An 8,505-nucleotide genomic window follows, 5' to 3' on the forward strand; every position below is an offset into this window, starting at 1 on the left:
GATCGGTGCCGGGGTCGGCGCCGGTGTCGGGGTCGGGGTCGGCGCGGCCGCGGGCGGTGTTGAGCATCCTGCCCGCGTACCGGGAGCCGGGGACGGATGCGCCCGCCGGCTCCCGGCCGCCCGGCACCTGCCGGCCCGCCCCTCCCCCGGCCCCCGCCACTGCCGCCCCTCTTGCCGCCGACACGGCCGCTCCTCCCACCGGCGCCGCACTCCCCTCTCCTGCGGGCACCTCCACGGTCTCCCCGCCGGGGGCTTCGCCCCAGGCGGCGGTCAGTGCTGCGCCCGGGGCGGTGATCCGGCTGCGGTTCGCCGACGCGCTCACGCTGGAGCGTGCCGGTGCGCTCTTTGCCGCCGGAGTGCATCCGGGGCTGGGTGAGGCGTGGGGCGACCGGGCCGCGCTGACCCTGCACATCGCCGGTGACGCGGGCATCGAGACGCTGCGGGGTGTCCTGGCGGCCCTGGACGCGGCGGCGCTCACCGCCGAGTCGCTGACCGTGCACACCAACGAACTCGACGACGTGTGGGCCGCGTTCACCGCCCTGCCCTGAAACCAGCGGGCAGGACGGCGGGCGCGGGGGGGGTCGCCTCAGGACAGGGCGAGGGTGCAGCACTTGACGCTGCCGCCTGCTTTGAGCAGTTCTCCCAGGCTGACGCCGATCGGGTTGAAGCCGCGCTGCCGGAGCTGCTCGGCCAGGGCGGTGGCTGCCTGGGGCAGCAGCACGTTGAGGCCGTCGCAGAAGGCGTTGAGGCCGAACACCGCGGCGTCCTGCGGTGAGGCGAGGATCGCGTCGGGGAACATCTCCCGCAGCACCGCCTGGCTGCCCGGGCTGAACGCCGCCGGGTAGTACATGACCTCATCGGGTGAGAGGACCGCGAGCGCGGTGTCCAGGTGGTAGAAGTTCGGGTCGACGAGGGTCAGGCCCGTCACGGGCAGGCCGAAGAACTCCTGGGCCTCGGCGTGGGAGCGGGCGTCGGTGCGAAAGCCGGTGCCGGCCAGCAGACGCCGGCCCACGCGCAGGTAGTCGCCCTCGCCCTCGTTGATGTGCTCCGGCCACAGCACGTCCGCGAAGCCGTGCTCGGCGAACCAGTCGAGGTAGGCGGGGCCCTCCGCGGTGCGCTCGCGGTGGCGGAACCGCGCGCCGAGGACCTTGCCGTCGACCACGGTGGCGCCGTTGGCGGCGAACACCATGTCCGGCAGTCCCTGGAGAGGTTCGATCACCTCGACGCGGTGGCCGAGCGAGAGATACAGCCGGCGCAGCTGCTCCCACTGCAGCAGGGCCGCGCCGGCGTCCGTGGGCTTGTCCGGGTTCATCCACGGGTTGATGCGGTAGGTGACGTCGAAGTACTGCGGGCGGCACATCAGCAGGCGGTACGAGGCGGCCGTGCGCTCGGGCCGCGGCGTGTGTTCCACGGTCGTGGTGGTGGCTGCCATGCGGGTTCCTCCTGAGGGTCTTTGTGAGAAGAAGGGGGGGTGCGTGCGCGGCGCCGCGGGGTGTGCGGCGCCGGCCGCTCGGGCCCCGCCAGAGGAACCGAGGGGGTCCGGACACGTACAGCGCGGGCGTGCAGCGCGGGCGCGGGGCCGGATCTCGTGCGCGGCGCGCTCCCGCCCTCCTACGTCGACGCGCCCGCCCTCGTCGACATGGTGACGTCAGGCGGGCGCGGACAGGGAGGTGATGAGCACGGCCCACTCTAGGCAGCCCTCCGCCCGCGCGTCGCGCGCCGCGGGCGGAACGTCGAGTTCACCTGCAGCACTCCTCGACACCCCCCGAGGCGGGCGGGCCGCGCCACCGGCCAACTACGCCCTCTCAAGGGGCAGTTCGAGTGGGGTCGGGCCGAGGCCAGTTCGGATCCGCTCGGGTCTGGGTTGGCTCGGGTCGGGCGGCCGGTCGGTCGGGGTCAGGTGAGGTCGTCGCGGGTGATCCGGCGGTGCGCGATGCGCCATGTGCCGGCGGTGTGCACCAGGACGTCGTGCATCACGCACACGTACAAGATTTTGGAGCCGCCGGTGACCGGCGTCTGGTGCACCAGGGCCGAGCAGCGGGTGTGCAGGTTCTCGGTGCGGGGCTGCACGTCGAGCATGCCGAGCCAGTGGGTGAGGCGGGCGCCGGAGCCGCGCAGCCGTGCCGCGCCGGCGCGCGGGTAGCGGGCGAGTGCCTCACGGGCCGGCAACGGCGTGGCGGGCGCGGGCAGTTCGAGGACGGCGTCCTTAGTGAAGGTGGCCGCCAAGGATGGGGTGTCGTGGGTGTCCAGCAGCCGCAACTGGTGCGTGTAGAACTGCTGGACCTGTGCGTACAGGGCGGCGAACTCCTGGCTCGGCGTGGGGTGTTCGCCGGTTGCCACCAACTCGACGGTCATGATCTCAAAGCCTCCGCTTTCCGTCCATGTCCGTGGCTCAGGGCGCGTGGGTACATCGCCGTGGAGGATGCAAAAAAGAGAGGGGGTCGCGGGTCGCCAGTCCAGCGAAAGCTCTGTGGGTTCAGGGTGCTCTGCGGGTGGCCGGCGGGCCGGTGTGGACTCGGTAGAGGCAGTGTCTGCGGCAGCGATCGAGCATCTGTCAAAAACCCCTCAAGCGCCTCGGAAACCAACGGAGTTGCGGGAGGGGTCTGCATCGCCTGTCCTGGCGTGCGGAGGGGGCACACTGGACGGCCGGGGGCCGGGTGCAGTGGGCGGCCGACGACCTGCGACAGGGGGTTACGCCGGTGGATCTCGGCTCGGTGATCATCGCGGTGGCGGGTGTCGCGGGAACCCTGGGCGGCGCGCTGCTGACCCAGCGCGGCGTGGAGCGGGCCAAGCGCCGGGAGATCGAGCTGGTGCACGCGCATGAGGAGACCCGCGAGAACCGTCTCCTGCGGCGCGCCTGCTACGGGGAACTCAACCGGGACGCCCGGCAGTTCACCACCGCCCTCAACCGCCATCTGCACGTGCTGCACGAACGCGCTGTGCAGGACGGCGACATCGAGGCACTCGAAGCGGCGAAGAACGCGCACCGCGACCGGTACTCCGAGGCGCAGATGATCGCCCCCGAGCATGTTCTGCAGCACGCGAGCACCGTCAACAAGGCCCTGAACGAGGTCTACGGCCAGGTCAGGCGCCTGGAACACGGTGCCCCGAACCCGGGCGAGACGCTGGAGAGCGCGGCCCGGGCCCAGCACGCGGTGTGGGACCTGCTCAGGAGCATGCGCGGCGCCATGCGCCACGACCTGGGAGTGCCGGCCGGGCAGTGACCGGCCCGCACGACCCGGTACCCGCTTCCGGCGCGGCCCGCACCCCGCGCCCGGCGCCTCATGCCCGGCGCCTCGTGCCCCGGGTCGTGTGCCCGGTGCAGCTCAGGTGGTCCGGGGCTGGGGTGCGGGTCCGGCGTGTGCGGCGGCCCCGGCAGGCTCCGCAGACCCGGCAGCCTCGGTGGGCTCGGTGTGTGCCGTGGGCGCGGTGGGCTCGGCGTGTGCCGTGGGCGCGGTGGGTTGGGGGGTGGTGGGGTCGGGTGGGGTGGGCAGGTTGCGGCGGGCGGCGGTGACGGCGGGGCCGATGGCGGCGGTGCCGGCCAGGAAGAAGGCCGCCAGGGCCAGCCAGCCCAGGGAGGTGTGGCCAAGGACCAGGAAGCACACCAGGGCCGGTCCCAGGGTGGCCTGGATGACCACGTGGAGGTGGAAGGCGCCCAGGTATTCGCCGCGTGCCTGTTCGGGGGCGAGTGCGAAGCCCAGGCCGAAGCCGCTGGCGGACTGCCACAGTTCGGCCAGGGTGAACAGCAGGACCGCGGCCAGCGCGAGCACGCCGGTGCCGACGGATCCGGTGAGGGTGCCCGCGGCCAGGGCGGCGCAGGCCAGCACGCTGACCAGTCCCGCCCGGCGGGCCGCGCCCACAGCGCCGTCCAGGTTCTCCGAGCCGCGGGCCGCCGCGACCTGGAAGCAGACCACCAGGACGGTGTTGACGGCCAGGATCAGCGGGACGACGCCGTGGGGCAGGGAGGTGGTGCGCACGATCCACAGCGGTATCCCCGCGAGCAGGACCGCGCTGTGCAGGGCGAGCAGGCTGGAGGCGCCGATGACGGCGAGGAAGGGCCCGTCACGCAGCACACCGAACCCCCTGCCGCCCTTACCGCCCTTGCCGCCGGTACTGGTGGTGGGGGTGGGGGTGGGGGTGGGGGTGGGGGGCAGTTTCAGGACCAGCGCGGCCGCCAGCAGGAAGGTGAGGCCGTTGCCCAGCGGCAGCAGGCGCAGGGCGTCCTGGCCGAGCGAGATGAGTGCGGCGGCGGCCAGCGCCCCGGCCGAGAACCCGGCGTTGAACAGGGAACGCAGGGCCGCGCGGGCGGTGACCCGTTCGCCCTCGGGGACCAGTTCGGCGATCAGAGCGCCGAAGGCGGGCCCGCACCCGTATTCCAGGGCGCCGGTGACCACGACGACGGGGAAGTAGGCGGCCGGTGAGTGCACGGCCGGGTAGAGGGCGTAGGCGCCGGCCAAGAGGAGCAGCAGGACGGCGAGCAGGCGGCGGGCGCCCACCCGGTCGCTGAGCCGGCCGAAGAGGAGGCTGGCGGCGAAACCGCTCAGGCCCGCCAGGGACAGGCCCAGGCCGACGACGGTGGCGGGCAGGCCGGCCACGCTCACGAAGTAGACCGCGGAGCCGGCCATGAACAGGCCGTTGCCGAGGCTGTCGGCGAAGTGCAGCGCCCCCAGCGTGCGGGCCGGGCCGCGCAGCGAGGAGAACGTGCGCTGGATGAACGTCTTCACAAGCCGTGGGTCCCATCTCGTCAAAGCCCCCCGCACTCCCCCGGAGAGTGGAAGGGGGGTGGTGGGAGCGCACTGTTGCCGGAACGGTCCGTGCCAGGCCCCTGTGGGCCGGGCCGGGCGGGGCGGGTCTGTTGCCGGAGGGGTCGGTGGGGTCAGGTGGGGTGGGGGGCGGGCGGGGGCAGGCCGGGGGTCCAGGCGGGGGCGATGGCCACGGTGCTCAGGGCGTCCGGGGCCAGGTGGGCGGCGGCGGCGCGGGCCACGTCGCCGGCGTCCAGGGCGCGCAGCCGGTCCTCGTAGCCGGCCAGCCAGGTGGCGGGCAGGTTGCCGACCAGGACGGCGGCGTAGGTGGAGGCCAGTCCGGAGCGGGAGGAGCAGGCCATCGCCATGCAGCCGACCGCGTAGTTCTGGGCGTTGCGCAGTTCCTGCGCGGTGAACGCGCCGGCGGCCAGACGGTTCATCTCCTGGGCGATGAGCGTCAGGGCGCGCACGGCGCCGTCGTGGCGGACGTCGGCCTCGACGGTCAGCACGGCGTTGGGGCCAAGGGGGTCGAGGACGGCGCGCGGTGCGTAGGCCAGGCCCTCGCGTTCGCGCAGGACGCGGGTGAGGCGGCTGGCGTAGTAGCCGCCGAGCATCAGGACGGCCAGTTGCAGGGCCGGGTAGTCGTGGTGGCCGCGGCCGGGCAGCAGGGCGCCCAGCCGCAGCAGGGTCTGCGGGGTGGCCGGGTGCACCACCGTGACATCCCCCCGCCGGGCAGCCGCCGGCACAGGAACAGGCGGCCCGGGCCGGTCCCTGGCCGTGGTGGGGGGTGTGGGGTGGGGCAGCAGGGCGGCGGCCTGGGTGAGGAGTTCCTCGGCGGGACCCGGGCCGACGGCGATGCCGTGCCGGCGGGCCGCGGGCGCACTGCGCAGCAGGGCCGCGGTGTCCGGGCCTGTGACGGCGCGGGCGTCGGCGGCGGTGGCGGCCTGGCCGTAGGGGTGGGGGCCGAACACGGCGGCCAGGAAGCGGGTGCGGGCCAGCAGGGTCGGGGCGGGCGCCGCCGTGCTCAGCCGGCCCGCGACACGCTCGGCGGCCGCACGCACCACCCGATCCTCATGCGGGACCCCATCCTGCAGACACTCCCGGATCCGGGCGCAGGCGGCCGCGAAGTCGGCGGTGAACGTGCGCACCGCGATCACGGCCCGGTCGCTGCGCGCCTCCACCCGCACGGTCGCAAGATCGGCGACCGCCTCGGTGAGCGTGGCCCGCAGCGCCTCGGCCATCACCTCCGTCCGCGCCTGATGCGGGCCCCGTCCGGCCAGCAGCGGGAACAGCAGCCTGCCCTCGGCCAGTTCACCCGTACCGGTACGCCGCACAGCGACGGCGCTGCCCCGGCCCGTGGCCTGCTCCCGGTGCGCGGGAGCGACGAAATGCGGCACGGGCACCGGCATGGCAGCCAGGACAGAACCAGAACCAGAACCAGAACCAGAACCAGGACCGGGACCGGGACCGGGACCGGGACCGGGACCGGGACCGGGTGCGGGTGCGGGTGCGGGTGCCGGTGCGGGTGCCGGTGCGGTGGTGGGGCCGGGCGCGGCGGCGGGGCCGGGCGTGAGGGCGGACGCGGTGGCAGGGCCGGGCGCGGGCGCTGTGGTCGGGCGGGGGCCGGGCGCGGGTGGAGTGGCCGGGCCGGGCTTGGTGGCAGGCGCGGTGGCGGTACCGAGCGCGGGCGCGGGTGTGGCGGCGGGACCAGGCGCGGGCGCGGAGCCGGGTGCGGGGGTGGTGGGGGTGTTCATGCCGCGGCTCCTGTCCGGCTGGGGGCCGCCGGCCGGGCGGGGGCGGTGGAGGCGGTGGCGGGGGTGGGGAGGCTGGTGATGCGGGCGGCGGGGGCGGTGGCGTAGCGGGCCGCGGCGGCGGCCACCTCACTGTCCGGGAGCCGGTGCAGTGCGCCGGGCAGGGCGGCGAGGTAGCGGGGGTCGTCGTGGACGGCGGCTCCCACGCACAGCCAGGACGCCTGGCTGGCCACCGAGTCCAGCTCGGCGTGCAGCGCCAGGGCGAGTTGCCGGCGGATACGGGCCAGGGGTGCGGTCAGCGGCACGGTGCCGGCGGCGACGGCGGCCAGCTGGGCGCGCAGGCACCGTTCGGCTTCCTCGACGTCGGTGTCGGGCGGGTGGGGGAAGTCCACGGCGAACAGGGCGTCACGGGCGACGTCGAAGGGGTTGCCGGTGCGGTGGGCGCGGGTGCGGTAGGCGCCCCAGGTCCGGGTGTGCGGGTGGCAGGCGCAGACGCCGTTCTGCTCTTCCAGGAGTTCGCCCAGCAGGACGGCGGCGAGGTGGGCGCCGGGGTGGGTGGCCGGGTCGGGGGTGCGAAAGCCCAGCGCGGTGCGGGCGGTTTTGGAGATGCGTTCCACGCGGTGGGCGTGGCGGGCGGTGGTGAGCGGGCCCTCGGGGGTGTGGGCGGGGGCGGGGCGCGGGCGTGGGGGCAGCGGGGCGAGGTGGCGTTCGACGAGGTCGCGGGCGTGGGCGGGGTCGAAGTCGCCGACCAGGGCCAGGTGCACGCCGGCGGGCGCGTAGGAGTCGTCGAAGAAACGGGTGAGGGCGGCGGGGGTGAGATCGGTCAGGGCGTCGATGTCGCCGTATCCGTTGTGCCGGTTGTGCCAGCTGTCGTGGAGCAGGGCGGGCAGGTCGAACAGGACCAGTCCGCCGTGCGGACGCTGGAGCATGTTGCGGCGGATCTCGGCCTGCACCACGGCGATCTGCGCCGCGACATGGCTCTGGCCCAGGTCGGGATCGCCGAGCCGGCCCGCCTCGATACGCAGTCCCAGCTCCAGCGCCCCGGCGGGCAGGACGGCGGTGTACTGGGTGTAGTCGGCGGCGGTACGCGCGTTGGTGGTGCCCCCGCACGCGGCGACGGCGTCGGTGAGGGGCCGGCTGCTGGAGGCGCCCTGCGCCAGGACGTGTTCCAGCAGGTGGGCGGCGCCCGCGACGGGCTCGTTACGGAAACCGGTGCCCACGTGCAGGCAGGTGGCGACGACCTGGCAGCCGGGCAGCGGCTGCAGCAGCACGCGCAGGCCGTTGGCCAGACGCCAGGTGGTGGGCGGCACGCTCATCGAAACTCCTCAGTCCCCGGGCGGAAGGTCGGTGCGCAGCAGCGAGTACAGGACCTGGTCGTGCCAGCGCCCACCGCGCCACTGCGCCGAACGCAGCACGCCCTCGCGGGTGAACCCGGCTCTGTGCAGGGCGCGTTGCTCGGCGAGGTTGGCCTGATCGGTCCAGGCCTGGAGGCGTTCGGCCCTGGTGTGGGCGAAGAGGTAGCGGGCCAGCAGACGCTGGGCGAGGGTGCCGGTACCCCGTCCGCGGGCGGCGGGGAACAAGCCGATCGCAAGGGTCCAGCAGGTGCTGGTGTCCGGGCGGCCCCAGGCGGAGGCGAACCACTCCACACGGCCCGCCACCGCCCCCGCCACGGTGACCGTCAAAACACCGCCGTCCGGGCTCAGCAGGCCGTCCTGCTCATGCCGGGCCCGCAGCCGGTGAGCGGGAGTGAACCCGAACCACTGAAACACCCCCGTACCGTCCTGGGTGGCGAACTCCCCCTCGAACAGATCCAGATCACCCGCGGTCACCGGCCGCAGCACCACCACCCCCGAACCACCCACAGCGCTCGTATCACTCGCGCCGCTCGCGCCGGCCACTCCGGCGGGGCCGCCCGTGCCGCTCGCGCCGGCCACTCCGGCGGGGCCGCCCGTGCCGCTCGCGCCGGCCACTCCGGCGGGGCCGCCCGTGCCGCTCGCGCCGGCCACTCCGGC

8 protein-coding genes and 1 pseudogene are annotated in these 8,505 nt (G+C 74.9%); 2 read left to right on the forward strand and 7 right to left on the reverse strand.

Translation table 11 applies throughout. The features are described 5' to 3' along the window. Positions 1-184 (reverse strand): annotated as a pseudogene (locus tag ACFYQQ_RS29560) (hypothetical protein); the annotation flags it as partial. Positions 185-290: 106 nt separating this feature from the next. On the opposite strand from ACFYQQ_RS29560, the gene ACFYQQ_RS29565 reads away from it, so the two are divergent. After that, on the forward strand, positions 291-548 hold the full coding sequence (locus ACFYQQ_RS29565; RefSeq protein WP_388905707.1) for a hypothetical protein: 258 nt from the start codon (positions 291-293) through the stop codon (positions 546-548). 38 nt (positions 549-586) lie between these two features. Here the strand turns inward: ACFYQQ_RS29565 and ddaH are convergent, their stop codons facing one another. Together ddaH and ACFYQQ_RS29575 are read right to left on the reverse strand one after the other, a co-directional pair. Next, on the reverse strand, positions 587-1,432 hold the full coding sequence (gene ddaH, locus ACFYQQ_RS29570) for a dimethylargininase (RefSeq protein WP_355787489.1): 846 nt from the start codon (positions 1,430-1,432) through the stop codon (positions 587-589). A gap of 464 nt (positions 1,433-1,896) precedes the next feature. After that, on the reverse strand, positions 1,897-2,355 hold the full coding sequence (locus ACFYQQ_RS29575; RefSeq protein ID WP_355787492.1) for a nuclear transport factor 2 family protein: 459 nt from the start codon (positions 2,353-2,355) through the stop codon (positions 1,897-1,899). A 344-nt stretch (positions 2,356-2,699) separates the two neighbouring features. Here ACFYQQ_RS29575 and ACFYQQ_RS29580 point away from each other — a divergent pair, with 344 nt between their 5' ends. Then, on the forward strand, positions 2,700-3,224 hold the full coding sequence (locus tag ACFYQQ_RS29580; RefSeq protein WP_355787495.1) for a hypothetical protein: 525 nt from the start codon (positions 2,700-2,702) through the stop codon (positions 3,222-3,224). 102 nt (positions 3,225-3,326) lie between these two features. Here the strand turns inward: ACFYQQ_RS29580 and ACFYQQ_RS29585 are convergent, their stop codons facing one another. The 4 genes from ACFYQQ_RS29585 to ACFYQQ_RS29600 form a co-directional block, all read right to left on the reverse strand. Continuing rightward, entirely contained in the window at positions 3,327-4,724 is a 1,398-nt protein-coding gene (locus tag ACFYQQ_RS29585) for an MFS transporter (RefSeq protein WP_355787498.1), read from the reverse strand. 152 nt (positions 4,725-4,876) lie between these two features. Then, positions 4,877-6,151: a M16 family metallopeptidase gene (locus tag ACFYQQ_RS29590; RefSeq protein WP_388905711.1), complete on the reverse strand. Its 1,275-nt coding sequence runs from the start codon at positions 6,149-6,151 to the stop codon at positions 4,877-4,879. A 341-nt stretch (positions 6,152-6,492) separates the two neighbouring features. Then, positions 6,493-7,809 carry an insulinase family protein gene (locus ACFYQQ_RS29595; RefSeq protein ID WP_356240361.1) on the reverse strand — a complete coding sequence of 439 codons (1,317 nt, stop codon included), beginning with the start codon at positions 7,807-7,809 and terminating at the stop codon, positions 6,493-6,495. 9 nt (positions 7,810-7,818) lie between these two features. After that, positions 7,819-8,505, reverse strand: a 687-nt coding sequence (locus tag ACFYQQ_RS29600; protein WP_388905714.1) for a GNAT family N-acetyltransferase, incomplete at its 5' end; no start/stop codon positions are given.

The sequence above is a fragment of the Streptomyces sp. NPDC005496 genome, assembly GCF_042872045.1.
Lineage (GTDB): Bacteria > Actinomycetota > Actinomycetes > Streptomycetales > Streptomycetaceae > Streptomyces.